Origin of the sequence: Agromyces sp. NPDC058126 (genome assembly GCF_042884595.1) — a bacterium.
Lineage (GTDB): Bacteria > Actinomycetota > Actinomycetes > Actinomycetales > Microbacteriaceae > Agromyces.
The window spans coordinates 104,132-129,109 of record NZ_JBHVTS010000007.1; the positions used below are offsets into that span (position 1 = coordinate 104,132).

The following is a 24,978-nucleotide window of genomic DNA, read 5'->3' on the forward strand; positions in this document are numbered from 1 at the left end:
CTCGCCGGCGTCGGTCGTGACGACGAAGAACCGGTCGGTCATGGGCGCTCGTCTCGAACGCCCGCCCCTACGCGACGTCACCGCGCGAGATGTCGACCATCTCGTCGCGAGGCACGACCTTGATGCGTTTGCGCCCCTCGGCCGAGCCGAGCTCCTGCTCGTGCTCGTCGAGGCGGTGCCAGCCGTCGAGGTCGGTCCAGCGGATTCCGCGCGACTCGAGCATCTCCATCACCGACTCCTCCGACGGTGACTCGGGCCGCCACCAGTTGCCGAGGTCGTTGATGACGTGCTTGATCGTCTCCATCGCGTCGGACTTGGTGTGGCCGATGAGGCCGACGGGGCCGCGCTTGATCCAGCCGGTCGCGTAGACGCCGTACATCTGGCGCGACTCGCCCGTCTCCTTGTCGCGCATGAGCACCTGGCCCTCGTGGTTCGGGATGACGCCGAACTTCTTGTCGAAGGGGATGCCCGGCAGCGGCGACCCGAAGTACCCGACCGCGCGGTACACGGCCTGGATCGGCAGCTCGCGGATCTCGCCGGTGCCGACGACCCCGCCGGCGCCGTCGGATTCGGTGCGCTCCCAGCGGATGCCTCCGACGTGCCCGTTGCCGTCGTCGACGATCTCGAGCGGCTTCGCGAAGAAGTGCAGGTGCAGGCGGCGCGACGCCTGGCCGACCTCGCGCTGACGCCACTGGTTCAGCACCTTGTCGATGACGAAGACCTGCTTGTTGCCCGACACGGCCGCGCGGGCGGCGTCGTCATAGTCGAAATCTTCGTCGTAGACGATCATGTCGACGTCGCGCAGCTCGCCGAGCTCGCGCAGCTCGAGCGGGGTGAACTTCACCGAAGTCGGACCGCGGCGGCCGAACACGTGCACGTCGGTCACGGGCGAGGCGGCGAGGCCGGCCGCGACGTTCGCGGGGATCTCGGTCGGCATCAGGTCTTCGACGTGCTTCGCGAGGATGCGCGAGACATCCAGTGCGACGTTGCCGTTGCCGATGACCGCGACCTCCCTGGCCTCGAGCGGCCACGTGCGCGGGAAGTCGGGGTGCCCGTCGAACCAGCTGACGAACTCGGCGGCCCCGTACGAGCCCTCGAGCTCGACGCCCGGGATGTTCAGCGAGGCATCCCTGACCGCACCGGTCGCGAAGATGACCGCGTTGTAGTGCTTCTTGAGGTCGTCGAGCGTGATGTCCTCACCGAAGCGCACGTTGCCGAAGATGCGGATGTCGCCGCGGTCGAGCACCTCGCGGAGGGCGGTGATGATGCCCTTGATGCGCGGGTGGTCGGGCGCGACGCCGTAGCGTACGAGTCCGTAGGGTGCCGGGAGGTGATCGAACAGGTCGATCGACACGTCGAAGTTGCGCTCGGCCTTCAGCAGGATGTCGGCGGCATAGATTCCGGCGGGACCGGCCCCGACGATCGCCAGCCGCAGCTTGTTCCTCGTCACATCTCTCCTCGTGTTCGAACCTCGGAGACGGCGTGCGCGGTCGGCGCGGCCGTCAGCTCTGGCGCTCGACGATCGTCTCGGCGAAACGCGTGAGCGCCTTCTTCACACTTCCTTCGGGCAGCGGGGCGAGCGCCGCGACCGCCTCGGCGGCCCAGCGGTGCGCCTCGGCGAGCGTCGACCGGGTGGCCTCGTGCTCGCGCAGCTCGGCGACGATCGCGTCGACCGTCGCACGCGACGGCACGATACGCGAGGCGAGCGTGTTCGTGTCGAGCGGATCGCCGAGGTCGGCGGTCGCCGCGGTCACGGTGATCACGTCGCGCTCGATGCGCGCGAGCAGGTCGGCGGATGCCTCGTCGGTCTTCGCCAGCTCGGCGAGACGCAGGAGCGGCAACGTGACGACGCCCGCACGCAGGTCGGTGCCGGGCACCTTGCCGGTCTCCTCGGGCTGCGGCGACAGGTCGATCACGTCGTCGATGAGCTGGAACGCGACGCCGATCTTCTCGCCGAACTCGACGATGGGCGCCTCGTAGGCGGGGTCGGCGCCCGAGAACACGACCCCCGACTGGGCGGCCGCCGCGATGAGCGAGCCGGTCTTGTCGGCGAGCACCTGGATGTAGTGCTCGATCGGGTCGTCGGCCTCGGTCGGCCCGACCGTCTCGTGCAGCTGGCCGAGCACGAGCCGCTCGAAGGTGTCGGCCTGCATGCGGATCGCCCGCTCGCCGAGGCTCGCCATCAGTTGGCTGGCCCGTGCGAAGAGGAGGTCTCCCGTGAGGATGGCGACGGAGTTGCCCCACACCGCGTGCGCGGCGGGCACGCCGCGGCGGCGGTCGGAGTCGTCCATGACGTCGTCGTGGTACAGCGAGCCGAGGTGCGTGATCTCGATCGCCTCGGCAGCGGTGATCACGTCGTCGGTCGCGCCCGCGCCGAGCTGCGCGGTGAGCAGGGTCAGCATCGGGCGCACCCGCTTGCCGCCGGCTTCGAGCAGGTAGCGCGTGGAGACGTCGGCGATGGAGTCGGCGAACTGCACCTCGCGGACGAGGCCGGACTCGACGCGTTCGATGCCGTCGTCGATCGCCCGCGCCATGGCCTTGTCGGCGGCGGACGCGAAGACCCGCTCGCTCAGACCCAGGTTGGCGGCGAGCGCGGAGCCGCGACGGGCGACCGGGTGGCTCGGATTCACGTCTCCCAGCCTACCTGTGCCCGCATGCGGGCCCGTGTCAGCGACGGCGAACGGATGTCACGGGCTTCGCCCGAGGGGCGAGCGCCGAACCGCTCAGGCGAGCGGCTTGCGGCCGCGGTGCAGCGCGACGACGCCCATGGTGAGGTTGCGCCACGCCACGCCGGTGTAGCCGGCCTCGCGGATCCACGCGGCGAGCTCGGGCTGGGCGGGCCAGGCGTTGATCGACTCGTTCAGGTACTCGTAGGCGGTGTCGTTCGAGCTCGAGATCTTGACGAGCGGCGGCATCACGTACTGCTGGTACACGTTGTAGCCGAAGCGCACGAAGGCGACCGGCGGCTTCGAGAACTCGCAGATCACGAGCCGGCCGCCGGGCTTCGTCACGCGGAAGAACTCGGCGATGGCCCGCTTCGGCTCGTTGACGTTGCGCAGGCCGAACGAGATCGTGACGGCGTCGAAGGAGTCGTCATCGAAGGGCAGCTTCGTCGCGTCGGCCTCGACGAAGACGAGGTTCGGTACGTGGGCCTGCCGCTTGCGACCGACCTCGATCATGCCCGGCGAGAAGTCGGCGGCGACGACCGAGGCGCCCGACTTCGCGAGGCTCGCGCTCGAGGTGCCGGTGCCGGCAGCGACGTCGAGGATGCGCTCGCCCGGCTTCGGGTCGACCGCGCGCGTCGTCGCGACCCGCCAGAGCGGGGCGTTGCCGACCGAGAGCACGTTGTTGGTGCGGTCGTACGCGGCGGCGACGCGATCGAACATCGCCGACACCTCGCGGGGGTCCTTGCCGAGGTCTGCGCGGGTCATCCCTCGATTCTACCGGGGGTCTCCCGCCGATCGGCTGGGCGCGACCGCCCGGATGCGTCTACCCGCCGAACGCCTCGACGATCGGCCGGAACTTCATGTCGGTCTCGGCGAGCTCATCGGCGGGCACCGAGTCATGCACGATGCCGCATCCGGCATACGCGGTCACCGTGCCGTCGAGGTCGACCTGCGCGCAGCGCAGCGCGATCGCCCACTCGCCGTCGCCGTCGCCGTCGACCCAGCCGACGGGGCCGGCGTAGCGACGGCGGTCGAAGCCCTCGAGTTCGAGGATCGCGCGCAGCGCGACCTTGCGCGGCGTGCCCGCGACGGCGGCCGTCGGGTGCACGGCCTTCACGAGGTCGAGCGAGTTCGAGCCGTCGCCGAGGGTGCCCTTGAGGTCGGTCGCGAGGTGCCACAGGTTCGGCAGCTGCAGGGTGAACGGCTCGGGGCTCGTGTCGAGCCGGGTCGTGTGCGGCTCGAGCCGTTGCACGGCGCTCGCGACGGCGAGCGCGTGCTCGGCGAGGTTCTTCTCGCTGGCTGCGAGTGCTGCGGCGTGATCGCGGTCGGATGCCTCGCCGGCGCCCCGCGGCGCCGTTCCGGCCAGCACGCGGGCCGAGACGGTGCCGTGGTCGACCCGAACGAGCGTCTCGGGGCTCGCGCCGATGAGGCCGTCGACGGCGAAGACCCAGGTGTCGGGGTAGTCCTCGGCGAGGCGGTTGATGGTGGCTCGCAGGCCGGCGTCGTCGCTCAGCGTGCCGACGAGCTGCCTCGCGAGCACCGCCTTCTCGAACTCGCCGGCGTCGATGCGGCGGACCGCCTCGGCCACGGCCGACTCGTAGGCCTCTGGCGGCAGCGACCCCGGCTCGAACGCGACTCGCGGCACCTGCCGCTTCGGCGCCGGCTCGGGGATGGTCACCTCGGCGGGCGTCTCGAACCCGATGCGGGTCACCCAGGCGCGCCCGTCGCGGCGGCCGATGACGAGCTCGGGCACGATGAGCACGCTCGTCGCCGCCGACTCGTCGGCGAACGCGAACGCGCCGAACGCGACGAGGCCCGTGCCGGGCAGGCCGACGCGGTCGTCGATGTCGGCGGCGGCGGCGATCGAGGTCCACGCCGACGCGGCGTCCTCGATGCGCGACGAACCCGAGGACTCGATGCGCAGCACCTCGCCGAGTCCGACGATGCCCTCGCCGCGACGCATCCAGACGAGCGGGTGCCGCGGATCGGTGCGCGGAATCAGCGGTTCGGTCTCATCGACGGCCACCGTCCTGACGACGAGGCGCGCCGGGGCGTGCGTCTGACTCACCGGTACAGCCTACTTCGCGCCCTCGGTCGGTCGAGTAGCGCGAAGCGCGTATCGAGACCACCGGCACCGAGGCAACCTGGTCTCGATACGGCGCTGGCGCGCCTACTCGACCGACCGGAGGGTTCAGCTCGCGGCGAGGCGTGCCTGCTGCTCGGCCACGTCGTAGTCGGCCGTCGGCCAGCTGAGCTCCATCGCCTCGAGCGCGTCGATGAGCAGGTGCTGCACGGCGAGCCGCGCGTACCACTTGTGGTCGGCGGGAACGACGAACCACGGGGCATCCGGCTTGGACGTGCGGTCGAAGACGTGTTGGTAGGCCTCGCGGTACGCGGGCCAGAGCAGGCGCTCGTCGATGTCGCCGGGGTTGAACTTCCAGTGCTTGTCCGGGCGCTCGAGCCGGGCCTGCAGTCGCTGCTTCTGCTCGTCGGCCGAGATGTGGAGCATGACCTTGATGACGGTCGTGCTGTTCGCGACCTGCCCGCGCTCGAACTCGTTGATCGCGTCGTAGCGGCGCTCGATCTCCTCGGGCGGGGCGAACTCGCGCACGCGGCCGATCAGCACGTCCTCGTAGTGCGAGCGATCGAAGACGCCGATCATGCCGGGGCCGGGCGTCTCCTTGCTGATGCGCCAGAGGAAGTCGTGCCCGAGCTCCTCCTCGGTGGGCTTCTTGAAGGCCGCCAGGTGCACGCCCTGCGGGTCGACCGACCCCATCACGTGCTTCACGATGCCGCCCTTGCCCGCCGTGTCCATCGCCTGCAGCACGAGCAGGATGCGCCGCCTGTGGCCGCCCATGCGGCTGCCCGCGAAGAGCTGCTCCTGCAACGCGGCGAGGATGTCGGCGCCTTCGGCGAGCGCCTTCTTCGCCTCGCGCTTGCCGCCGTCGAACCCGGGGTGCGACCGCGGGTCGACGTCGGCCAGGTCGAACCCCTCACCGACGCGGAGGAGGTCGGCGGGATCGGCGGTCCAGAACGATTCGCGGCTCATGGCGTCCCCTCTCCAGCGGCGCGGCGCCGCGGTGCTCCTCACATCCTGCCGAGCCCGGATGCGCCGGGCAAGGCCCCTCACCGTGCGCACTACGTCACTGATACGCGCCTGGCATCAGCGATGCCGCACGCATATCAGTGACGTAACGGTGCGCAGGAAGGGTACCGATGACCGGCGGAGCAACGCGAAGGTCGCGCGACGAAGCGGTGCGACGAGCGGGCGGCGGTCAGCGCGGCAGCGGAACCTCGAGGATCGTCGGGCCGTCGATGCGCGTGCCGAGCGCCTCGTCGAGTTCGGCGCGGGTGGTCGCCCGCGAGTACGTCCAGCCGTAGGCCGCGGCGAGCGCCGCGAGGTCGACCTGCTGGGGCGTGAACTGCACCCGGTCGAAGGCGTCGGCGGGCGCGGTGCCCGCGACCTCGAGCGCGTCGAAGATCGTGCCGCCGCCGTCGTTGCCGACGATGAGCAGCAGCCGCGGACGTGTCTCGCCGGCGCCGAGCAGCAGCGAGCCGACGTCATGCAGCAGGGTCAGGTCGCCGATGAGGGCGCGGGTCGCCCCGGCCGACGCGACCGCCGAGGCCGGGCGCGCCGCGACGGTGCGCTCGACGGCTTCGGCGTGCGCGAGCTCCGCCGCGAACCCGGTGGCCGGGCCCCGAGGGGCCGACTCGCCGGCGGCCGGTGCCCGATCGTGCTCGGGGGCACGGGATGCCTCCGTCTCGGGGGCGTGCGCGGGGGCATCCGCCTGGCTCGCGATCGCGATGCCGAGCGCGGTGGCGACGGTGCCGTCGATGCCCGCGAGGCCGCGGTTGGCGTGCGCGGCGATGCGTCGGCCGGGCACGGCCCGGTCGGCGTCGCGAATGAGGCGGGATGCCCCGAACACGAGCCGGTCGTGCGGCCACGTCGCACCCCAGATTGCGTCGACGAGCATGCGGCGCGTGATCGGTGCGCGGGCGGCGGCGAGCTGGGCGCGCATGAACTCGCGGTGCAGCTCGACGTCGCCGACGTGCCCCGTCTCGTCGATGCCCTCGGCGACGGCGGGTGCGGCGGGCGGCAGGCCCGACTCGACGATGATGCGGCTCGCGTGCACCCAGCGGCGCACCCAGGCGCGCTCCTCGGCGGTCTGCGGTGCGGCGGGGGTGACGGGATCGGCGTGCACGGCGCGCTCGAACCGGCGAACGCGTCGGCCGGGGTTGAACCACTCGATGCCCGACGGGGCGACCACGATCGTCTCGACGTCGTCGCGCTGCACGAGCGCGGGCACCTCGCGCGACAGCGTCGGGTGCCCGAACACCACGACCCGCTCGACCGCGTCGCCGAAGCCGGGTTCGCGCAGCAGCTCGCGGTAGGCGACGACGAGGTTGGGCCCGAAGTGGGCGCCGCTCGTCACCTCGGCGGCGAGCGGCCAGTCGCCGTCGCGGGCGAACGCCTCGGCCTCGGGGCCGGCGCCCGCCCCGGCGACGACGAGGGTGCGCGGTCCGCGGGCGATCAGCGCACCGGATGTTCCGTGGTCGACGTGCTCCTCCCGTGCCCCGCTGCCGCCCTGCGGATCGAGGGCGGCCCCGGATCGGCCGAGGTCGGCGAGCTGCGCCGCCTCCATCGGCGACGAGAGCGGCTCGCGCAGCTGCACGTTGAGATGCACCGGGCCCGGACCGGGGTGGGCGATGGACCCGCCGTCGGCGTCGCGACCGAGAGCCGCGGCGACGACCTCGCGGGCGAGCCTCGCCGCCGTCTGCGTCTCGCCGGGAGCCCCCTCGGGCGGAGTGACATCGCGCTCGAGGCGCACCGCGCCCGCGAAGATGCCGGGCTGCATGGTGGTCTGGTTCGATCGGATGCCGCGCAGCTCCGCCGGCCGATCGGCCGTGACGAGCACGAGCGGCACGCCCGAGTGGTGCGCTTCGAGCACCGCGGGGTGCAGGTTCGCGACGGCGGTGCCCGAGGTCGTCACGACGACCGCCGGACGGCCCGATTCGATCGCGAGCCCGAGCGCGAGGAATCCGGCACCCCGCTCGTCGATCCGCACGTGCAGGCGCACGAGCCCCTGCCGCTCGAACTCCGCCGCGGCGAGCGCGATCGCCTGCGAACGCGAACCGGGAGCGACGACGACGTCGAGCACCCCCGCGCGCACGAACTCCTCGAGCAGTGCGACCGAGAACGCGGTGGCCGGAGCCGTCGGCGCGGTGGGCACCGACGCAGCGGTCGGTGCCGTCGGCACCGGCTCAGGCATTCGGGCGGGGCGACGGGCCGGTCTCGCCGGGGGCGTCGGGGTTGTCGGGTCGCTTGCCGGGGTCGGCCTTGTGACCGGCGCCGGGGCCGGGGCCGCCGGTCGAGGCATCCGTCTCGCCGTCGAGCTCGGCGAGCTCTTCTTCGAGCCGGCGGATGCGCTCCGCCTGCACGGCGTCGTCGCCGAGGCGACGCAGGAACTCGGTGTCGTCGTCGGGGGCCACGGTGCGGTTGCGGCCGGCGGGACGGTTCAGCGAGCCGCCACGGCCGACGAAGAACCAGAGCAGGCCGCCGATGACGGGCACGAAGAGGATCACGACGATCCACCAGCCGCGCTTCAACCCTCGGATGCGCAGCCGGTCGAGCAGCGCGCAGTCGACGACCGCGTAGACCGTGAAGATCACGACAGCGATGCCGAGTCCGAAGAGCAGTCGGGCCATGGTGCCAGTCTAGGCTCGCCGGGTCACGGCTGGCTGGGAGCCGCCCCCAGACACCCCGCCTACACTGTCAGGGTGAAATCCGTGCCCGTCTGGATCTGGTACACGGCGATTCGAGTCATCCTCTTCGCCGTGCCGCTCGCCGTCCTCCTGATCGCCGGGGTGACCCCGTGGATCGCGGCGCTCGTCGCAGCGGTGTTCGGATTCAGCGCCTCCCTGCTGTTCCTGCGCCGCCCCCGCGAGTCGATGTCGAGCGAGCTCTACGCCGCACGCCACCGCGAGAAGCCGGTCGTGCGCGAAGACGACGAGGCCGAGGACGCGGCGATCGCCGCCGCGGCCGAGCCGGCCGCCGAGAAGCCGGTCAAGCCCGCCGCGGAGTAGTCGCCGCGCGGCTCGCCCGCATCTCGCATCCGACGCGTCAGAGCGCGAAGGCGAGCCCCAGCCCGACGCCGTAGAGCAGTGCCGTGATGCTCGTGAGCTGCAGCGCGAGGATGAGCTCGCGCGGCGTCTTCGCCGTCAGCACGATGATGCAGGCCGGCACTGCGGCGAGCAGGGCGAAGAGCACGAGCCACGCGGTCGGGTAGAAGAGCGCGAAGAACACGGCGATGCCGAACGGCACGAGCGCGAACAGCACGAACAGGATGCGCCCCGCGAGCGGCCCGATGAGCACGGCGAGCGTGCGCTTGCCCGCGACCCGGTCCTGCTCGACGTCGCGCAGGTTATTCGCCATGAGCACGGCGCACGCGAGCAGCCCGACGCCGACGCCGCCGAGCCAGGCCTCGAAGTTCACCGTGAGGGCCTGCACGAACGCCGAGCCCGCGGTCGCGACGAGCCCGAAGAAGATGAACACGAAGAGCTCGCCGAGCCCCGCGTAGCCGTACGGGCGCTTGCCTCCGGTGTAGAACCAGGCCGCGACGATCGCGGCGGCGCCGACCGCGATGAGCCACCACTGCTGGGTGATGACGACGAGCGCGAGTCCGGCGAGCGCGGCGAGCGCGAAGAACGAGAGCGCGACGACGAGCACGTGCCGCGGGTTCACGGCCCCCGAGGCGGTGAGCCGCGCGGGTCCGACCCGGTGGTCGTCGGTGCCGCGCACGCCGTCGGAGTAGTCATTCGAGTAGTTGACGCCGATCTGCAGGGCGAGCGCGACGACGAGGGCGAGCAGCGCACGCGCCGGATGCCACGCCCCCTCGGCGATCGCGATGACCCCGGCTCCGGTGCCGAGCGCGACGGGCGCGATGGCGAGCGGGAGCGTGCGCAGGCGCGCACCCGAGATCCAGTCGGCGGCGGTCGCGGGGCCGGCCGCACCGGCGGGGGCGGCGGCGCGCGGGCTCGAGGCCTTCGCGGGGTTGCCCGATCGGCCGTGCGTGCGCGAACGCTTCGCGAGGTCGTCGGCGGGATTCATCCGTTGGGGTTTCGGGCGTGCCACATGGCAATGCTAGTTCGGCACCCTATGGCCCCGCTCGGTGGCGGGCGCATCGACGGCGAGGCCGGCGCCGAGGTGCTCAGCGCACCTCTCTGACGGCGTCGAGGTAGCGCGCGACGACCTCGAGCTCGTCGGTGGTGAAGCCCTCGTGCACCCGCTGCATGCCCTCGAGGATCTCGCGGTACGGGTCATCCTCTCCTCCGCCACCGGTGCCGGGCAGGGCACCGGCGCGCAACTGCACGACCACCCGCCGGCGGTCGTTCGGATCGGCGGAGCGCTCGATGTAGCCCTGCTTCTCGAGCCGGTCGAGCACGCGGGTGGTGGTGCTGGTCGGAAGGCCGGTCTGCTGGCTCACCTCCCCCGCGGTCATCGGCGCGCCGTTGCGCGCGAGGTAGCCGAGCGCCTGCAGGTCGACCACGCTCACGCCCATCGATCGGGCGACGCGCTCGTTGGTCATGACCGAGGAGGCGATCACGAGCTGGAGCAGGTCGACGATGCGCGCGGTGACCTCGGCCTTGCTTGACATCGTGGCGACGCCCTCCTATTCTTCCCGGTGTGGGAATGTCCCATGATGGGACTATACCGTTCCGGTACGAATTCAGTCTATGAAAGGGCGGCCGACATGACCACCGCACCCCGCCGAGGCCTCGCCGTCGGCATCCTCCTGTTCGCCTCGTTCATGGACCTGCTCGACGTCACCATCGTGCAGGTCGCGCTGCCGTCGATCGGCAGCGACCTCGGGGCGTCCGAGACCCAGCTCGAATGGATCGTGAGCGGCTACATGCTCGCCTTCGCCGTCGCACTGATCACCGGCGGACGCCTCGGCGACCTCTTCGGTCGCCGCCGGGTCTTCCTCATCGGAGTCGCCGGCTTCACCCTCGCCTCCGCTACCGCGGCCGCCGCCTGGTCCGGCGAGGTGCTCGTCGCCACCCGCATCCTGCAGGGGCTCTTCGCGGCGCTCATGGTGCCGCAGCTGCTCGCGACGGTGCAGGCACTGTTCACCCCGCGCGAGCGGGCCCCGATGTACGGGCTCATCGGCGGCGTGAGCGGTCTCGCCGCCGTCGTCGGGCCCGTGCTCGGCGGCTGGCTCATCGACGCCGACCTGCGGGGGCTCGGCTGGCGCACGGTCTTCCTCATCAACATCCCGGTCGGCATCGCCATCTTCGTGCTCGCCGCGCTGATCGTGCCCGAGACGCGCTCGCCGCGACCGATGCGACTCGACCTCGCGGGCGTCGCCATGCTCAGCGGCGTCGTGCTCGCATTCATGGTGCCCCTCGTCGAGGGCCGGTCGCTCGGCTGGCCGGTCTGGCTCTGGGCTCCGGTCGCCGCGGGCGCCGTACTCCTCGCCTGCTTCGTGCTGCACGAACGCCGGCGGATGCGGCGCGACGGTTCGGCGCTGCTGCCGATGCCCCTCTTCGCCGACCGCGGGTTCTCGGCGGGCATCGTCACCCAGGCTGCCTTCCAGGGCTCGCTCAACGCGTTCACCCTGCCCTTCATCGTCTACCTCCAGGTCGGGCTCGGATTCGACGCGCTCACCGCGGGCCTCAACCTCCTCGCGTTCAGCCTCGGCGCGCTCGTCGGCACGGGCGCGGTCATCCCGCTCGTCGCCAGGGTCGGAAAGTACCTCGTGACGATCGGCGCGGCACTGCTCGCGGTCGGCGTGCTGTGGGTGTTCGCCGTCGTCGCCGACACGGGCGCCGCGTTCACCGGTTGGGCCGCCCTCTGGCCGATGCTGCTCTCCGGCGTCGGCCTCGCCTTCCTCGTCATCCCGCTCGTCGACGTCGCGCTGGCCACCGTGCCGGTGGCCGACGCCGGAGCCGCGTCGGGCACCTACAGCACCTTCCAGCAGCTCGGCGCCGCGGCGGGCGTCGCCATCTCGACGACGGTGTTCTTCGGTGTCGTCGGCGACGACTGGAGCCGTACGCACGTGCTCACCGCCCTGCAGGCCTCGGTCTGGGTCGCTGTCGCCGGGTTCGCGATCGCCGCGCTCTCGAGCCTCCTGCTCCCCCGGCGCAGCGAGGTGCAGGCGCACCTCGACGAGGCGCGACGACTGGCCGAGGCCGATGTCGAGGCGGATGCCGATGTCGCGGCGCATGCCGCCCCGGTGCCGAACGTCTGACGTCTGCCGTCTGCACCACATTCGCGCCCTCCGCGCCACTTGAACCGGCGCAGAGGGCGACGAAGTGGTGCCAGAGGCTGAGCGGAGCGACCGTCAGTCAGCGGCCCGCGGCGACGGCGGCGAGCGCCCGGCGGTCGGGCTTGCCCGAGGCCAGCACGGGCCAGGGCTCGGCGACCACGAGCCGCACCGGCCTCGCGGCCGGGCCGAGGTCCGAGGCATCCGTGATCTCGCGCAGGCCGGCGAGCGCGGATGCCTCGTCGCCGACGCCGGTGCCGACCACGACCGCCGCTCGCTCGCCCCACTCGGCGTCGGGCACGGCGACGACGACCGCCTCGCCGAACCCCGGCAGTCGGCGCACGGCGCGCTCGACCTCGCCGAGCACGACCTTCACGCCGCCCGAGATCATGACGTCGTCGGCGCGGCCGCGCACGCGCAGCCGGCCGGTGCCCGGGTCGAGCTCGCCGAGATCGCCCGTGCGGTACCAGCGGGTGCCGCGCTCGGCGACGAAGGCCGCGGCCGTGCGCTCGGGGTCGTCGAGGTAGCCCTCGGCGAGGCTCGACCCGCTGAGCTCGATGCGCCCGTCGACGAAGCGGACGGCGGTGTCGCCGATCGGCGCTCCGTCGTAGACGCAGCCGCCGGCGGTCTCGCTCGAGCCGTAGGTGCGCACCACGCGCACGCCGGCGGCGTCGGCGCGCTCGGCGAGGGCGGGGGCGAGCGCCTGCCCACCCACGAGCACCGCGTCGAAGGAGCGCAGCGCCGCCCCCACGAAGGCGTCGCGCTCGGCGGCGTCGAGCAGCCGCGCCAGCTGCGTCGGCACGAGGGAGGTGTAGTGGGGCACGTGGTCGTGCATGCGAGCGGATGCCTCGGCGAACGCCGCCGGATCGAACCCGCCGGCAGGCAGCGCCACGGTCTCGGTGCCGGCGACGAGCCCCCGCACGATCACCTGCGCGCCGGCGATGTAGTGACCCGGGAGGGCGAGCAGCCACTGCCCGGTGCTGCCGAGCGCGTCGTGCGTGGCGTCGGCGCTCGCGACGAGCGCGTCGGCCGAGAGCAGCACCCGCTTCGGGGCGTCGGTCGAGCCGCTCGTCTCGACGACGAGCGCGACCCGGTCGTCGACCTCCGCCGCGGGACGGTCGGCACCGCCCACGCCCGCCGCGCCCGCCTCGGGCACCGGCCAGACCGCCGGTCCGCCGTCGAGGGCCGCGGCGAGTGAACGGGTCAACTCCGCGGCATCCGTCGCGGTCACCCTGATGAGCGGTTTCACGAACACCCCCGACACCGGCCGAGCCGGTTCGGCGTAACCGGCATCAGTAGTGCCACGGGTACGGGCCCCAGTCGGGGTCGCGCTTCTCGAGGAAGGCGTCGCGGCCCTCGACCGCCTCGTCCGTGCCGTACGCGAGCCGCGTCGCCTCGCCCGCGAAGACCTGCTGGCCGACCATGCCGTCGTCGACCGCGTTGAACGCGAACTTCAGCATGCGGATCGCCGTCGGCGACTTCGTGAGAATGGTGCGGGCCATCGCGATCGCCTCGCGCTCGAGCTCGGCGTGCGGCACGACCCGATTCACGGCACCCATCTCGTAGGCTCGCTCGGCCGAGTACTCCTCGGCGAGGAAGAAGACCTCGCGCGCGAACTTCTGCCCGATCTGGCGCGCGAAGTACGCCGAACCGTAGCCGGCGTCGAACGAGCCGACGTCGGCGTCGGTCTGCTTGAAGCGACCGTGCTCGCGACTGGCGATGGTCAGGTCGCAGACGACGTGCAGCGAGTGCCCGCCGCCGGCCGCCCAGCCCGGCACGACCGCGATGACGACCTTCGGCATGAAGCGGATCAGCCGCTGCACCTCGAGGATGTGGAGACGGCCGACCGCCGCCTGCCCCTCCCCCGAGACGACCGCGGTCTCGGCGTCCGAGTACTTGTAGCCGTCACGACCTCGGATGCGCTGGTCGCCGCCCGAGCAGAACGCCCAGCCGCCGTCCTTCGCACTCGGGCCGTTGCCCGTCAGCAGCACGACGCCGATGCGGGGGTTCGTGCGCGCGTCCTCGAGGGCGCGGTAGAGCTCGTCGACCGAATGCGGGCGGAACGCGTTGCGCACCTCGGGCCGGTCGAACGCGATGCGCGCGATGCGCCCGTCGAGCGAGTGGTGATACGTGATGTCGGTGAACGACGCACCCGCAGGAGCCGCGGCCCACTCGCTCGGATCGAACAGTTCGGAGACCTCGGCACTCATGGCTCAAGCCTATTCGGCGCCGCCGCCCAGCAAGCCGGCGACGACGGGCACGACGGCCGTCACGCCGACGAGGATCGCCCAGACGACGGGGATGCCCGCGGCGATGACGACGAGGACGCCGCCGATCCCGATCGCGAGGTTGCGCCCGGTCGACTCGGCACGGACCTCGCTCGTGGTGAGCCCCAGCTCGTCGATCCCTGCAGCCGTCATCCCTCCACCCTAGGCGTCCGAACCGAGCCGAGGGCGGGCGATCAGGGAATTCGTGCCCCGCTCAGGCGGCCGGTGCTCCGCGGCCGGCGAGCACCCGGAGCGCCGTCGCCGTGCTCGTGCCGAGCAGCACGAGCCCCGAGCCCACACCGGCGATCAGTTGCACGAGCGGCGCATCGTGCGTCGTGACGGCGAGCACCATCCCGACGACGCCGAGCGCCGTCATCACCGCCCCGATGACGATCAGCTCGCGCTGCCCGCGCACCCACCACCTCGCGAAGGCCAGGAAGTGCAGACCGACGACGAGCGCGATCCACGCGACGTTCGCGGCGGGCTCGACGCGGTTGAGCACGGCCAGGCCGCCGAAGAGGAGCACGGCCTCGATCGCCACGATCACCCAGAACGCGAGATGCGAGCGAGCCCGGTCGCGTTCGGGCGGGCGCTGCCCGCGCCGGACGGTCGCGACGAAGCCGGCCAGCACGACCGTCGCCGCGAGGACTGCGAGCACCGTCGCGATGAGCTGCAGCGGCTGGCCCAGCAGCCCGCTGTTCACCGAGACGAACACCGCACCGAACGAGGCGCCGATGAGGTGGCCGGGGTAGACGCCGCTCGCCCCCGCCGTTCGAGGGGGCGGCGAGGTGGTCGATCGATCCGTCGGAATGCTCACCCGACCGAACCTAGGGCACCCCGAATCGCCGGGGCACGAACACGCCGCCCGGTGCCAGACTGGGCTCATGTCGCCCGCCGCACACCCCGAGCTCGACGAACTGCTCGCCACCGCCCGCGTCGTCGCACTGCCGCTCGTGACGCGGTTCCGCGGCATCGACGTGCGCGAGGCCATGCTCATCGAGGGCCCGCGGGGCTGGACCGAGTTCAGCCCGTTCGCCGAGTACGACGACGAGGAGGCATCCGCCTGGCTCGCCGCGGCGATCGACTTCGGCTGGAACGCCCCTCCCCCGGCGCTCCGCGACCGCATCCCCGTGAACGCGACCGTGCCGGCCGTCGATCCCGACAGCGTGCCGGCCGTGCTCGCCCGCTTCCCGGGCTGCCGCACGGCGAAGGTGAAGGTCGCCGGCTCCGACCAGACGCTCGCGCAGGACGTCGCGCGCGTGCGCGCCGTGCGCTCGGCGCTCGGCCCGGAGGGCCGGGTGCGGGTCGATGCGAACGGCGGCTGGAACATCGACGAGGCCGAGCACGCCATCCACGCCCTCGCGCCGTTCGACCTCGAGTACGTCGAGCAGCCCTGCGCGACGGTCGACGAGCTCGCCGAGATCCGCCGCCGCACGAAGTACATGGGCATCCCGATCGCGGCCGACGAGAGCGTGCGCCGCGCCGACGACCCGCTCGCCGTCGCCGAGGCGGGCGCCGCCGACCTGCTCGTGATCAAGGCGCAGCCGCTCGGCGGGATCCGCCGGGCACTCGACATCGTCGGACGCACGGGGCTGCCCGTCGTCGTCTCGAGCGCCCTCGACACGAGCGTCGGGCTCGCGATGGGCGCGCACCTGGCCGCGGCGGTTCCCTCGCTCGAGTTCGACTGCGGCCTCGGCACGGCGTCGCTGCTCGCCGCGGATGTCACGCGCGCACCCCTCGCGCCCCGCGACGGGTCGATCCCGGTCGTCCGCGTCGATCCCGACCCCGAGCTGCTCGACCGCTACGCCGCCGCGCCCGAGCGCATCGACTGGTGGATCGAACGCCTGGGGCGCTGCCACGCGGTGCTCGGCGAGGCGCGCGTCGGCTGACCTTCCGACGCGGCGCCCGACGCAGCGCACCGCTCGCCGACGCGGTCAGCCCGTGATCGTCGCCCGGTCGAGGTAGGCGGCGATCGCGTCGCGGTTCTTCGAGAGGCATCCGATGCGCTGCTCGAGCTGCGCACGGCGCGCTGCGAGCGACTCGGCGAGCGCCCGCTGGATGACAGGGGTCTCGGGGTCGGACACGCTCGCGAGGCAGGGAATCATGTCGAGGATGACCGCGGTCGGGATGCCGGCGTCGATGAGGTCGCGCACCTGCCCGACGCGTTCGACGGCCCCCTCGGGGTAGTCGCGGTAGCCGTTGCTCTCGCGCGTGGAGGAGATGAGCCCCTGCGCTTCGTAGTACCGGAGCAGGCGGGTCGAGACCCCGGTCTGCGAGGCGAGTTCGCCGATGCGCATGACACCTCCTGAAATCGACTTGACCTTAACACTAGTGTCAAGGTTCGACACTGGCGGCATGGCTTCTCCGATCACCGCTTCCGCACCCGTCGTCGACGCGCCGACGCGCACCCGACTGCCCGTCAACGGCCTCCTCGCACTCGCCTCGATCGTGTTCGTCGGCGTCGTCACCGAGATCCTGCCCGCCGGCCTCCTGCCGCAGATGAGCGCCGACCTCGGCGTCTCGCAGGCGCAGATCGGCTGGCTCGTCGCCGCGTACGCCGTGACCACGGCCGTGACCGCCATCCCCCTGACCGCGCTCACCCGTGCGGTGCCCCGCAAGCGACTGCTGCTCTCGCTCGTGGTGGGCTTCGCCCTCGTCAGCGCGGTGACCGCGATCGCGGGCGACTACACGACCATCCTCGTCGCGCGCACGATCGGCGGAATGCTCGCGGGCCTGCTCTGGGCGATCGCGGCCGGCTACGCGATGCGCATGGTCGAGCCCGAGCACGCGGGTCGTGCGCTCTCGATCGCGATGGTCGGCACGCCGCTGGCGTTCGCGTTCGGCCTGCCGATCGCGACGACGCTCGGTTCGCTGCTCGGCTGGCGCGCGGCGTTCGCGGTGCTCGCGGGCCTCGCGCTCGTGCTCGCCGTCTGGGCGGCGATCGCGCTGCCCGGCTTCCCCGGAGAACGCGCCGGGTCGCGTCCGGGTCTCGGCACGGTGCTCCGCCAGCCCGGACTCGTCGCGGTGCTCGCGACCACCGCCGCCTTCGTGCTCGCGCACAACGTGGCGTACACCTACATCGCCCCGCTCGCGGTGGCGTCGGGTCTCGACCGGCACCTCGACGTCGTGCTGCTCGTGTTCGGGGTGTTCGCCGTGGCCGGCGTGCTCGTCTCGGGGGCGCTCGTCGACCGGCATCTCCGCGCGATGGTGCTGATCGCCGCGGTCGCGCTCGGCGTCGCGATGCTCGCGATCGGGTTCTTCTCCGCACAGCCCGTGGTCGTCTACGGCGCGGTCGCGCTCTGGGGCGTCGCGTACGGCGGCGCACCGACCCTGCTGCAGTCGGCGCCGGCCCGCATCGCGGGCAGCGCCGCCGACGTCGCGCAGTCGATGGTCGTGGCCACCTGGAACGGCTCGATCGCGCTCGGCGCGTTCGTCGGCGGGGTGGTGCTCGATGCCGCGGGCGTCGGCGGGCTGCCGTGGATCGCGCTGGCCCTCGTCGCCGTCGCCGCGCTCATCGCCGCGACCTCGCGCGCGGCGTTCGCACCGCTCCGCTGACGACCGGCGCGGCGCGACGTCCGGCCCCCTGCACTGGGGGTCGGCCGACGGGGTTCGACCGACCAGCATCAGGGCGAGCACGGATGCCGCGCACACGCGCCGCGACGACGGTGGGCTTCGAGCGTGCGCCGCCCGGGCGCGCCTCGAACCCACCCGAAGGGAATCACATGTCCAAGCGGACCTTGACCAACATCACGGCGGGCGTCGCGCTCGCCGCGGCGGGCGTGCTCGCCACCGGCGCCGGCGCCTACGCGCACGAGTGCTTCAACCCGAACCGCTCCGAGCAGGGCAACGCCGGGGCGTCGAACTCGCAGACGTGGCTCACCGTACACGTCGAGGAGCTCACCTTCGGCCTCCCCGAAGCCGACGCGGAATGCGTGCTCGACGCCTACGCAGCGACCGGCGCGCCGACCTCGTTCACGATCAAGATCAAGGGCGCGAACGGCTCGGGCGGCACGATCGGCGCCAACAACCCGAACCGCGACGTCAAGGCCGCCGACGGCAAGGGCATCGACGAGATCTTCGCCGCCCACGGCGACGACATCGTCGGCAGCTTCATGTCGTGCGGGGTCGAGCTCCCGTTCCCGGTCTGATCGACCCAGCGACCACGGACGCACACGACGGGCCGGGTGGGAGAGCTCCCACCCGGCCCGTCGCATCGTCACGACGCCGCGTCGCCTACCAGAGCAGGATCGGCACCGGCACCGTCCGGGTGTCGGCGAAGCCCTCGTCGCCGGTGAACACCGCGTGCACGATGTGCAGGCCGCGGCCGAGCTTCGGCAGCTTGAGGTTCACCCGGCCCTTGTCCTTCGCGGTCAGCGAGACCTCGGCGAGCTTCGTTCCGCCCTCGTACACCGCGAACGTGCCCGTCGGCGTCGAACCGTCGAGCGCGACGACCTTCGCGACGTACTTCACGGCCGAGCCGGCCTTCGCGACGAGCTTGTCGGGCGCGCCGAGGGCGAGCGTGGCGACCGCGGGCGGCGGCTGCTCGTCGACCAGCACGGCGACGCTGCGGGCGGGCACGGTGACGGTTCCCGTCGTGGCATCCCAGGCGGTCTGCTTCACGACCGCGTCGGAACCCGACGCCTGCGCCTCGGCGAGCGTGAAGTCGCGCCCGGCGAGCCCGCCGACCGTCTGGCTGACGGCCGACGGCGAGGCGTTGAACACGACGAGCGCGCCGTCGAGCTCGGGGTCGACGTCATCGCCGACGAGGTCGTCGATCTGCATCACGATCACGCCCGGCGTCGCGTCGGGCCCGCTGTTCGGGAAGGTGACCTTCTCGTCGATGAGCTCGGCCGAGCCGAGCTGCAGCAGGTCGACCGACGAGCGCACGCGCAGCAGGTCGAGGGCGGATGCCTCGGCCGCCGCCATGTCGGCCGCGGTCGGCTTCAGGGCGGGGTCGGCGAGCAGCGGTTCCATGACCGACCACTTGCCGCCGTTGTCGGCCTCGCCCGGCAGGCCCGAGCCGAAGGTCGACTCCTGCCCGGTCCAGTCGACCCGGTTGAACCAGTCGCCCGAGTTGTAGCTGTTGCGGTCGAGCGACTTCGATCGCAGCAGCTCGGTGCCGGCGTGCCAGAACGAGGGCGACTGCGACAGGGTGACCGTCGCGAGCGACAGCGTGTTCATGCGCACGCGGTCGGCCATCGTGGTGTCCTGCGGCAGCTTGAAGACCGAGAGGTCGTAGAGCGTCTCGTTGTCGTGCGCGTCGACGTAGTTGATGACCTCGTCGGGCTGGTCGGCGTAGCCGGCCGGCGAACCCCGGTAGTCGAGCTGGTCGCCGCGCACGGTCGTGCCCGTGGCATCCTCGAGCTCGTACCCGCGGAGGTTGCCGGCGAGGCCGAGCTTCACGAGGTCGGTCTGGTGCGCGAGGTCGGCGAGCTGGTCGGCCTGCGACGGCGTGCCGGCCCGGCCGTTCGGGTCGGTGCCGAGGCCCGTGCCGAAGCCCTGCTGGAACGTCGACGAGGCGTCGACCGGGCTGCCGCCGTGCACGGCGTCGCGCAGCCGGTCGTTGAACGTGCCGATCCCGGTGCCGCCGAGCTGCCCCTGCGTGGCCTGCTCGAACAGGGCGTTGTTCGCGACCTCGCCGAAGTTCCAGCCCTCGCCGTAGAGGTACACGGCCTTGCCGTCGACCCCGTCGCGCTCGAGCGTGAGCTCGTCGAGCGCCGCCCGCACGGCGAGCATGTTCTCCTTCGAGTGGTGGCCCATGAGGTCGAAGCGGAACCCGTCGACCTTGTACTCCTTCGCCCACAGCACGACCGAGTCGACCATGAGCTGCTGCGCGACGTCGTGCTCGGTCGCCACGTTCTGGCAGCACGTCGAGGTCTCGACGGCGCCGACCGCGTTGAGCCGCTGGTAGTAGCCCGGCACGATGCGGTCGAGCACCGACTTCTGCCCCTGACCGGCCTCGGCGGTGTGGTTGTACACCTCGTCGAGCACGACCTGCAGGCCGTCGGCGTGCAGCGCGCCGACCATCTCGCGGAACTCGGCGACGCGCGCCCCGCCGTCGGGGTCGACGGCGTACGAGCCCTCGGGCGCCTGGTAGTGGAACGGGTCGTAGCCCCAGTTGAAGCCGTCGAGGTCGCGGATCCGGTCGATGCACGCCTGCTGCTCGGCCGACGCGGGACCGAAGCTCGCGAGTTCGCAGTCGGGCACGGCCTGCTGCGCGCGCTCCTCCTCGATGGTTGCGAGGTCGAAGGTCGGCAGCAGGTGCACGGTGTTGATGCCCGCATCGGCGAGCTCGCGCAGCTGCTTCGCGCCCGCGGAGTCGCGGGTGAACGCCCGGTAGGTGCCGCGCTCGGCCTCGGGCACGGTCTCGTCGCTGATCGAGAAGTCGCGCACGTGCAGCTCGTAGATCGCGCGGTCGACGGGGCGTTCGACGACGGGTGCCTTGGTCTTCGCCCACTGCTCGGGGGCGAGCGCCGGGTCGTCGAGGTCGACGACGACGGTGCGCGCCGAATTCGTCGTGAGGGCCACGGAGTACGGGTCGGTCACCGAGTTCTGCTCGATCTTCCCCGTCGACGGAGCGAAGACCTCGACCGACCACCGGTACTCGTCGCCCGCGGCGACGCCATCGACCGACCAGGTGCCGCTCGCGTCGTCCCGCACCGCATCGGTCACCTCGGGGTCGCCGGCGGAGCCTGCGGCCCAGCGCTCGAGCGAGACCGACCGCGCGGTCGGCGCCCACAGGGTGAGGGTCGCGTCATCGCCGTCCCAGCTCGTGCCGAGCGGGGCGGATGCCACGGCGTCGGCGTAGAGGGCGTCGAGCACGCCGGGCAGCTGCACGCCGGTGAAGGCGGTGAGCTCGCCGTTCGAGCCGCCCGACCGCTGCGCGACCGCGAGCTGCTGGGCGAGGAGCGCTTCGACCTCGGCGCGGTCGGCGCCGACGACGTGCAGCGCCAGGTAGCCCTCGAGCGCCGGGAACTTCTCGAGCTGCGCGTCGGAGAGACCGGCCGGGTCGAGTTCGAGCTCGACGGCGTCGCCGCCGCCCGTGACCTCGCCGTCGGTCACCCCGAGGCCCGCGTCAGGTGCGTGCTCGAGCGACCACGTGGCATCCTCGGCCTTCGCACCGCCGAGCAGGGCGGCGGGCCAGGCGATCGTCTGCTCGTCCACCCAGTGCGCCTGCGACTGCCCGCTGCCGGCGAGCGGCGGGTCGGTGACGACGATCTCGAGCACGTGCGTCGCGAGGGTGTAGCGGAACTCGACGAGCTTGCCGCCGGTCGCGGTGAACGTGTAGTTCGCGCCGCCGGGTGCGCCGCCGACGCCGTAGTTCTCGTCCCAGCCGAGACCGTGCGCGACCTTCACCTCGTACGCCCCGTCGGGGATCTTCGAGGTCGAGAAGGTGTAGACGCCGTCCTTGTCGCCGTCCTGCATGAGCGAGGCGAGGCAGTCGGGCGCCCAGTCGCCGGCGCAGCCGATCTCCTGCTGGAAGCTGCCGGGCAGGGTCACCGTGGGGCCCTCGGCCGTCGAGGAGACGACCTTCGTGGCGGGGTTCCAGTAGAACGTCACCGGCTTCGAGCCGTCGGTCGAGTAGGTGACGTTGCCGCCGTTCTGCTCGCCGTTCGCGCCGTAGTTGACGTCCCAGCTGCCGTTGAGCGCGACCTTGTACTCGTAGTCGCCCGCGGGCACGTCGAAGGTGCCGGCGTAGATGCCGTCGGCGCGGAGCGTCAGCTTCGCCGCCTCGCAGCCGGGCGTCCAGTCGCCCGCGCAACCCATCTCGCTGTTGTGCGAGCCGGGCACCGTGACGAGGTCGATCGGCGGCTCGGGCTCCTCGCCCCCGTCGGCGAGGTTCACGGCGTTGCCGACGCTCGCGTAGCTCGACGCCGCCGAACGGTTGCCCGCCGCGTCGGTCGAGATCGCACGGTACTCGAGGAGCGCGCCCTTCGGGAGGCCCGCCGTGTCGTGGAACACCCGCGGGCTCGTGTCCTCGGCCGTGCCGAGCGCGTGCCAGGCGTCATCGCCCGTCGCGCCGGCGACGCGCCAGGCGAAACTCGTCTCCTGCCAGGTGGCGTCGTCGACGTCGGCGGCGACGGGGGTCACGCCGGTCACGCCCGCGCCGGCCGCGGGCACCGCGACCGAGAGCGCGGCGGCCGCGTCGGGAGCGCTGACCTCGCGGTCCGCGCGCAGCACGACGGTGCCGAGCGCCGGCACGGTGACGGAGGCCACGCCGTCGGCGTCGGCCGTCACGGCCGCGGCGCCGGCGCCGGCGCCGCCGTCGTAGAGCACCTCGAACGCGCCGCCCTTCGTGAGCGTCGGCACCTCGACCGTGCGCGCCTCGCCCGCGTTGTTCGCGGCGACGAGGTACTCGACCTGCTCGTCGCGGTCGACCCGGCTGAACGCGTACACGCCCGCGCCGTTGTCGACGTAGCGCTCGATCTGCGCGCCCGTCGCGAGCGCGGGGTGCGCCTGGCGCAGCGCCGAGAGTGCGGCGATGCGCTCGTAGAGCGGGGCATCCGTGCCGAAGCGGTCGACGCTGCCGGCCTGCTCGCCGGTGACGAGCTTCTGGTTCTGGTACTCGGCGACCTGGCTCGCGAAGAGCGACTGACGGGCGTCCTTGTCGCCGCCGGTGCCGGCGAAACCCTGCTCGTCGCCGTAGTAGACGACGGGCTGGCCGCGGGTGAGGAAGAGGAGTTCGTGAGCGAGCTCGTCGCGCTCGAGCGGGGCGCCCGTCGACTGCAGGAAGTAGCCGACGCGACCCATGTCGTGGTTGCCGAGGAAGGTCGGCAGCGCCGTCGCCGAGGAGTCGGGCGTCGTGTAGTAGTCGTCACCGGCGAAGAGCGACTGCAGGTTCTTCGCCGAGTTGCCGGCGGCGAAGCTCACGGCCTGCGACTGGAAGGTGAAGTCGAGCACCGAGTTCATGTCGGTCTTGCGCACATAGGGGCTGAGCTTCACCGGGTCGGCGTCGTAGACCTCGCCGAACATGAAGAAGTCGTCCTTGCCGGCGGCGTGCGCGTAGTCGAGCACCTCGCTCGCCCACTGCTCCCAGAACTCGAAGTTCACGTGCTTGGCGGTGTCGATGCGGAAGCCGTCGATGCCGAGGTCGACCCACTGCTCGTACACGTCGACGAAGCCGTTCACGACGGTCGGGTGCTCGGTCATGAGGTCGTCGAGTCCGACGAAGTCGCCGTAGGTGACCGACTCGCCCTCCCACGTCGAGTCGCCGCGGTTGTGGTACAGCGTCGGGTCGTTGAGCCACGCCGGCACCTTGAGGTCGGCGTCGTCGGCCGCGATCGTCGGCGTGTACGGGAAGCTCGTCGCGGCGTCGAGCGCAGGGAAGTCGGCACCCGCCTCGGCCCCCGCGAAGTCGGAAGGCTTGAACGCGGTACCGTCGGCGTCGAGGTACGGGCTCGTCTTCTGGTCGATGTACGAGTACTGCTGCTCTTCGTAGTCGATCACGTCGGCCGTGTGGTTCGTGATGATGTCGAAGTACACCTTGATGTCGCGGTCGTGCGCATCGGCGATGAGCGCCTCGAGCTCGGCGTTCGTGCCGAGGTGCGGGTCGATCTGGGTGAAGTCGGTGACCCAGTAGCCGTGGTAGCCGGCGCTGGCGTTCGCGCCCTCGCCCTGCACGGCGCGGTTCTTGAAGCTCGGCGTCAGCCAGATCGCCGTCGTACCGAGTCCGTCGATGTAGTCGAGCTGCTCGCGCAGGCCCGCGAGGTCGCCGCCCTGGTAGAAGCCCTTGTCGGCGGGGTCGAAGCCGGTCGCGAGGCGGTCGCCCGTGAGTCCGCCCTCGTCGTTCGACGGGTCGCCGTTCGCGAAGCGGTCGGTCATCACGAAGTAGAACGTCTCGTCGCTGCCGGGCTGGCGCACCGGCGCGGCGACGAGTTCGGCATCGGATGCCTCGTCGTAGGCGCCGGCCATCGCGCCCGGGGTCAGTTCGAGGCCGACCTTCTTGAGGGTGTCGTCGAACACGACCCGCACGGCGGTGTCGCCCGCGACGGTCAGCGGGATGTTGTCTCCCCCGCCGTTCAGCCCGTACGCCTCGTCCCACGAGTCGTTCACGGCGACCTTGTACTGCCAGCTGCCCGCGGGAACGGTGAACTCGGCCGCGTAGACGCCGGCGGTGGCGGTCGGCTCGAGTTCGGTCTCGGCGCAGGCGGGCGCCCAGTCCTCGGCGCAGCCGAGCTCGGACTGCAGGTCGCCGACGAGCGCGAAGCTGCGCTCCTCGGCCGCAGCTGCGGCGAGACCGAGCCCGGGGGCGAAGCTCAGCGCCGTGACGGCGAGCCCGCCGGTCACTGCGGCGGCGAGCCACCTGCGTACGAGTGAGCGTTGCGTCATCTTCGACTCCCGATTCCCGGCACGACTCCGTGCCACCGACACTGCTCGCGAACGTAGCAGCGTCAGCTCCGTTAATGCAAGCGTTTACAGTCGAAGAGATCAATGATGACGCGAAGTCGGCTTCAGGCAATGGGATGAGAGTGCAATCGCTGTCACTGCGGTGATCCGGCGCCCGTCGTCAGAGCAGCCGCGCGAACGCTCCCGCTCGGAACTGCTCCTCGCGCAGCCGTCGCGCCTCGTGCCGGAGCTGGTGGCGGCGGGCCTGCTCGTCGCGGTCGAGCGTCTGGACGGTGCGTGCCTCGGTGAGGCGGCGCGCCAGCCATCCGAGCACTGCCGAGCGTCGGGTCGGGCGGATCGTCGTGGAGACGGATCCGGCGAGTGCGGTGTTCATGATGATCCCCTGTCGTTCACGGTTCCCGCCTCCGCGGGCCGTGATTCCATCCCACCGCCGGG

At 72.1% G+C, this 24,978-nt stretch carries 21 protein-coding genes; 5 read left to right on the plus strand and 16 right to left on the minus strand.

Annotation, left to right across the window (positions count from 1 at the left end; all coding sequences use genetic code 11):
* Positions 1-67: 67 nt before the first annotated feature.
* The 7 genes from ACFVTR_RS18335 to ACFVTR_RS18365 form a co-directional block, all read right to left on the minus strand.
* Positions 68-1,450: an FAD-dependent oxidoreductase gene (locus ACFVTR_RS18335; RefSeq protein ID WP_387039654.1), complete on the minus strand. Its 1,383-nt coding sequence runs from the start codon at positions 1,448-1,450 to the stop codon at positions 68-70.
* A 52-nt stretch (positions 1,451-1,502) separates the two neighbouring features.
* Positions 1,503-2,630: a polyprenyl synthetase family protein gene (locus ACFVTR_RS18340; protein WP_387039656.1), complete on the minus strand. Its 1,128-nt coding sequence runs from the start codon at positions 2,628-2,630 to the stop codon at positions 1,503-1,505.
* Between the two features lie 93 nt (positions 2,631-2,723).
* Positions 2,724-3,431 carry a class I SAM-dependent methyltransferase gene (locus tag ACFVTR_RS18345; RefSeq protein WP_387039658.1) on the minus strand — a complete coding sequence of 236 codons (708 nt, stop codon included), beginning with the start codon at positions 3,429-3,431 and terminating at the stop codon, positions 2,724-2,726.
* A 58-nt stretch (positions 3,432-3,489) separates the two neighbouring features.
* Positions 3,490-4,734, minus strand: coding sequence for an isochorismate synthase MenF (locus tag ACFVTR_RS18350; RefSeq protein ID WP_387039660.1), 1,245 nt, complete (start codon positions 4,732-4,734; stop codon positions 3,490-3,492).
* Positions 4,735-4,857: 123 nt separating this feature from the next.
* The gene (locus ACFVTR_RS18355; protein ID WP_387039661.1) at positions 4,858-5,715 is read right to left on the minus strand and encodes a PPK2 family polyphosphate kinase; all 858 of its coding nucleotides are present in this window, start codon (positions 5,713-5,715) and stop codon (positions 4,858-4,860) included.
* 226 nt (positions 5,716-5,941) lie between these two features.
* On the minus strand, positions 5,942-7,924 hold the full coding sequence (menD, locus tag ACFVTR_RS18360) for a 2-succinyl-5-enolpyruvyl-6-hydroxy-3-cyclohexene-1-carboxylic-acid synthase (RefSeq protein ID WP_387039663.1): 1,983 nt from the start codon (positions 7,922-7,924) through the stop codon (positions 5,942-5,944).
* 4 nt (positions 7,925-7,928) lie between these two features.
* The gene (locus tag ACFVTR_RS18365) at positions 7,929-8,372 is read right to left on the minus strand and encodes a PLD nuclease N-terminal domain-containing protein (protein ID WP_387039664.1); all 444 of its coding nucleotides are present in this window, start codon (positions 8,370-8,372) and stop codon (positions 7,929-7,931) included.
* A gap of 72 nt (positions 8,373-8,444) precedes the next feature.
* On the opposite strand from ACFVTR_RS18365, the gene ACFVTR_RS18370 reads away from it, so the two are divergent.
* Positions 8,445-8,750 (plus strand): DUF4229 domain-containing protein, encoded by a 306-nt coding sequence (locus ACFVTR_RS18370; protein WP_387039666.1) that lies wholly within the window; start codon positions 8,445-8,447, stop codon positions 8,748-8,750.
* A 37-nt stretch (positions 8,751-8,787) separates the two neighbouring features.
* Here the strand turns inward: ACFVTR_RS18370 and ACFVTR_RS18375 are convergent, their stop codons facing one another.
* Both ACFVTR_RS18375 and ACFVTR_RS18380 read right to left on the minus strand, forming a co-directional pair.
* A complete protein-coding gene (locus tag ACFVTR_RS18375; protein WP_387039761.1) occupies positions 8,788-9,774 on the minus strand; it encodes a 1,4-dihydroxy-2-naphthoate polyprenyltransferase in 987 nt (328 codons plus the stop codon).
* Positions 9,775-9,874: 100 nt separating this feature from the next.
* Positions 9,875-10,321, minus strand: a complete 447-nt coding sequence (locus ACFVTR_RS18380) for a MarR family winged helix-turn-helix transcriptional regulator (protein WP_387039667.1) — start codon at positions 10,319-10,321, stop codon at positions 9,875-9,877.
* Between the two features lie 96 nt (positions 10,322-10,417).
* Here ACFVTR_RS18380 and ACFVTR_RS18385 point away from each other — a divergent pair, with 96 nt between their 5' ends.
* Positions 10,418-11,914 (plus strand): MFS transporter, encoded by a 1,497-nt coding sequence (locus ACFVTR_RS18385; protein WP_387039669.1) that lies wholly within the window; start codon positions 10,418-10,420, stop codon positions 11,912-11,914.
* A 97-nt stretch (positions 11,915-12,011) separates the two neighbouring features.
* Here the strand turns inward: ACFVTR_RS18385 and ACFVTR_RS18390 are convergent, their stop codons facing one another.
* From ACFVTR_RS18390 to ACFVTR_RS18405, 4 genes are all read right to left on the minus strand, one after another.
* Positions 12,012-13,178: an AMP-binding protein gene (locus tag ACFVTR_RS18390; protein WP_387039671.1), complete on the minus strand. Its 1,167-nt coding sequence runs from the start codon at positions 13,176-13,178 to the stop codon at positions 12,012-12,014.
* 43 nt (positions 13,179-13,221) lie between these two features.
* Complete coding sequence (locus ACFVTR_RS18395; RefSeq protein ID WP_387039672.1) at positions 13,222-14,139, minus strand: 1,4-dihydroxy-2-naphthoyl-CoA synthase; 918 nt, start codon at positions 14,137-14,139, stop codon at positions 13,222-13,224.
* Positions 14,140-14,148: 9 nt separating this feature from the next.
* Positions 14,149-14,349, minus strand: coding sequence for a hypothetical protein (locus tag ACFVTR_RS18400; protein WP_387039674.1), 201 nt, complete (start codon positions 14,347-14,349; stop codon positions 14,149-14,151).
* Between the two features lie 61 nt (positions 14,350-14,410).
* Positions 14,411-15,013, minus strand: coding sequence for a hypothetical protein (locus tag ACFVTR_RS18405; protein ID WP_387039676.1), 603 nt, complete (start codon positions 15,011-15,013; stop codon positions 14,411-14,413).
* 67 nt (positions 15,014-15,080) lie between these two features.
* Here ACFVTR_RS18405 and ACFVTR_RS18410 point away from each other — a divergent pair, with 67 nt between their 5' ends.
* On the plus strand, positions 15,081-16,085 hold the full coding sequence (locus tag ACFVTR_RS18410; RefSeq protein ID WP_387039678.1) for an o-succinylbenzoate synthase: 1,005 nt from the start codon (positions 15,081-15,083) through the stop codon (positions 16,083-16,085).
* A 45-nt stretch (positions 16,086-16,130) separates the two neighbouring features.
* Here the strand turns inward: ACFVTR_RS18410 and ACFVTR_RS18415 are convergent, their stop codons facing one another.
* On the minus strand, positions 16,131-16,493 hold the full coding sequence (locus tag ACFVTR_RS18415) for a MerR family transcriptional regulator (protein ID WP_387039680.1): 363 nt from the start codon (positions 16,491-16,493) through the stop codon (positions 16,131-16,133).
* Between the two features lie 58 nt (positions 16,494-16,551).
* On the opposite strand from ACFVTR_RS18415, the gene ACFVTR_RS18420 reads away from it, so the two are divergent.
* Positions 16,552-17,751 carry an MFS transporter gene (locus ACFVTR_RS18420; protein ID WP_387039682.1) on the plus strand — a complete coding sequence of 400 codons (1,200 nt, stop codon included), beginning with the start codon at positions 16,552-16,554 and terminating at the stop codon, positions 17,749-17,751.
* A gap of 167 nt (positions 17,752-17,918) precedes the next feature.
* Positions 17,919-18,344 carry a hypothetical protein gene (locus ACFVTR_RS18425; RefSeq protein ID WP_387039684.1) on the plus strand — a complete coding sequence of 142 codons (426 nt, stop codon included), beginning with the start codon at positions 17,919-17,921 and terminating at the stop codon, positions 18,342-18,344.
* A gap of 85 nt (positions 18,345-18,429) precedes the next feature.
* Here the strand turns inward: ACFVTR_RS18425 and pulA are convergent, their stop codons facing one another.
* Complete coding sequence (gene pulA / locus ACFVTR_RS18430; RefSeq protein ID WP_387039686.1) at positions 18,430-24,525, minus strand: pullulanase-type alpha-1,6-glucosidase; 6,096 nt, start codon at positions 24,523-24,525, stop codon at positions 18,430-18,432.
* A gap of 178 nt (positions 24,526-24,703) precedes the next feature.
* Positions 24,704-24,916, minus strand: a complete 213-nt coding sequence (locus ACFVTR_RS18435) for a hypothetical protein (RefSeq protein WP_376941941.1) — start codon at positions 24,914-24,916, stop codon at positions 24,704-24,706.
* Positions 24,917-24,978: the final 62 nt, after the last annotated feature.

Bases quoted from the DNA above. Each gene is read 5' to 3' on its own strand.
- ACFVTR_RS18365 (WP_387039664.1), bottom strand. From the start codon at position 8,372: ATGGCCCGACTGCTCTTCGGACTCGGCATCGCTGTCGTGATCTTCACG.
- ACFVTR_RS18435 (WP_376941941.1), bottom strand. From the start codon at position 24,916: ATGAACACCGCACTCGCCGGATCCGTCTCCACGACGATCCGCCCGACC.
- ACFVTR_RS18380 (WP_387039667.1), bottom strand. From the start codon at position 10,321: ATGTCAAGCAAGGCCGAGGTCACCGCGCGCATCGTCGACCTGCTCCAG.
- ACFVTR_RS18425 (WP_387039684.1), top strand. From the start codon at position 17,919: ATGTCCAAGCGGACCTTGACCAACATCACGGCGGGCGTCGCGCTCGCC.
- ACFVTR_RS18410 (WP_387039678.1), top strand. From the start codon at position 15,081: ATGTCGCCCGCCGCACACCCCGAGCTCGACGAACTGCTCGCCACCGCC.
- ACFVTR_RS18375 (WP_387039761.1), bottom strand. From the start codon at position 9,774: ATGAATCCCGCCGACGACCTCGCGAAGCGTTCGCGCACGCACGGCCGA.
- ACFVTR_RS18420 (WP_387039682.1), top strand. From the start codon at position 16,552: ATGGCTTCTCCGATCACCGCTTCCGCACCCGTCGTCGACGCGCCGACG.
- ACFVTR_RS18385 (WP_387039669.1), top strand. From the start codon at position 10,418: ATGACCACCGCACCCCGCCGAGGCCTCGCCGTCGGCATCCTCCTGTTC.
- ACFVTR_RS18395 (WP_387039672.1), bottom strand. From the start codon at position 14,139: ATGAGTGCCGAGGTCTCCGAACTGTTCGATCCGAGCGAGTGGGCCGCG.
- ACFVTR_RS18345 (WP_387039658.1), bottom strand. From the start codon at position 3,431: ATGACCCGCGCAGACCTCGGCAAGGACCCCCGCGAGGTGTCGGCGATG.
- ACFVTR_RS18415 (WP_387039680.1), bottom strand. From the start codon at position 16,493: ATGCGCATCGGCGAACTCGCCTCGCAGACCGGGGTCTCGACCCGCCTG.
- ACFVTR_RS18400 (WP_387039674.1), bottom strand. From the start codon at position 14,349: ATGACGGCTGCAGGGATCGACGAGCTGGGGCTCACCACGAGCGAGGTC.
- ACFVTR_RS18355 (WP_387039661.1), bottom strand. From the start codon at position 5,715: ATGAGCCGCGAATCGTTCTGGACCGCCGATCCCGCCGACCTCCTCCGC.
- pulA (WP_387039686.1), bottom strand. From the start codon at position 24,525: ATGACGCAACGCTCACTCGTACGCAGGTGGCTCGCCGCCGCAGTGACC.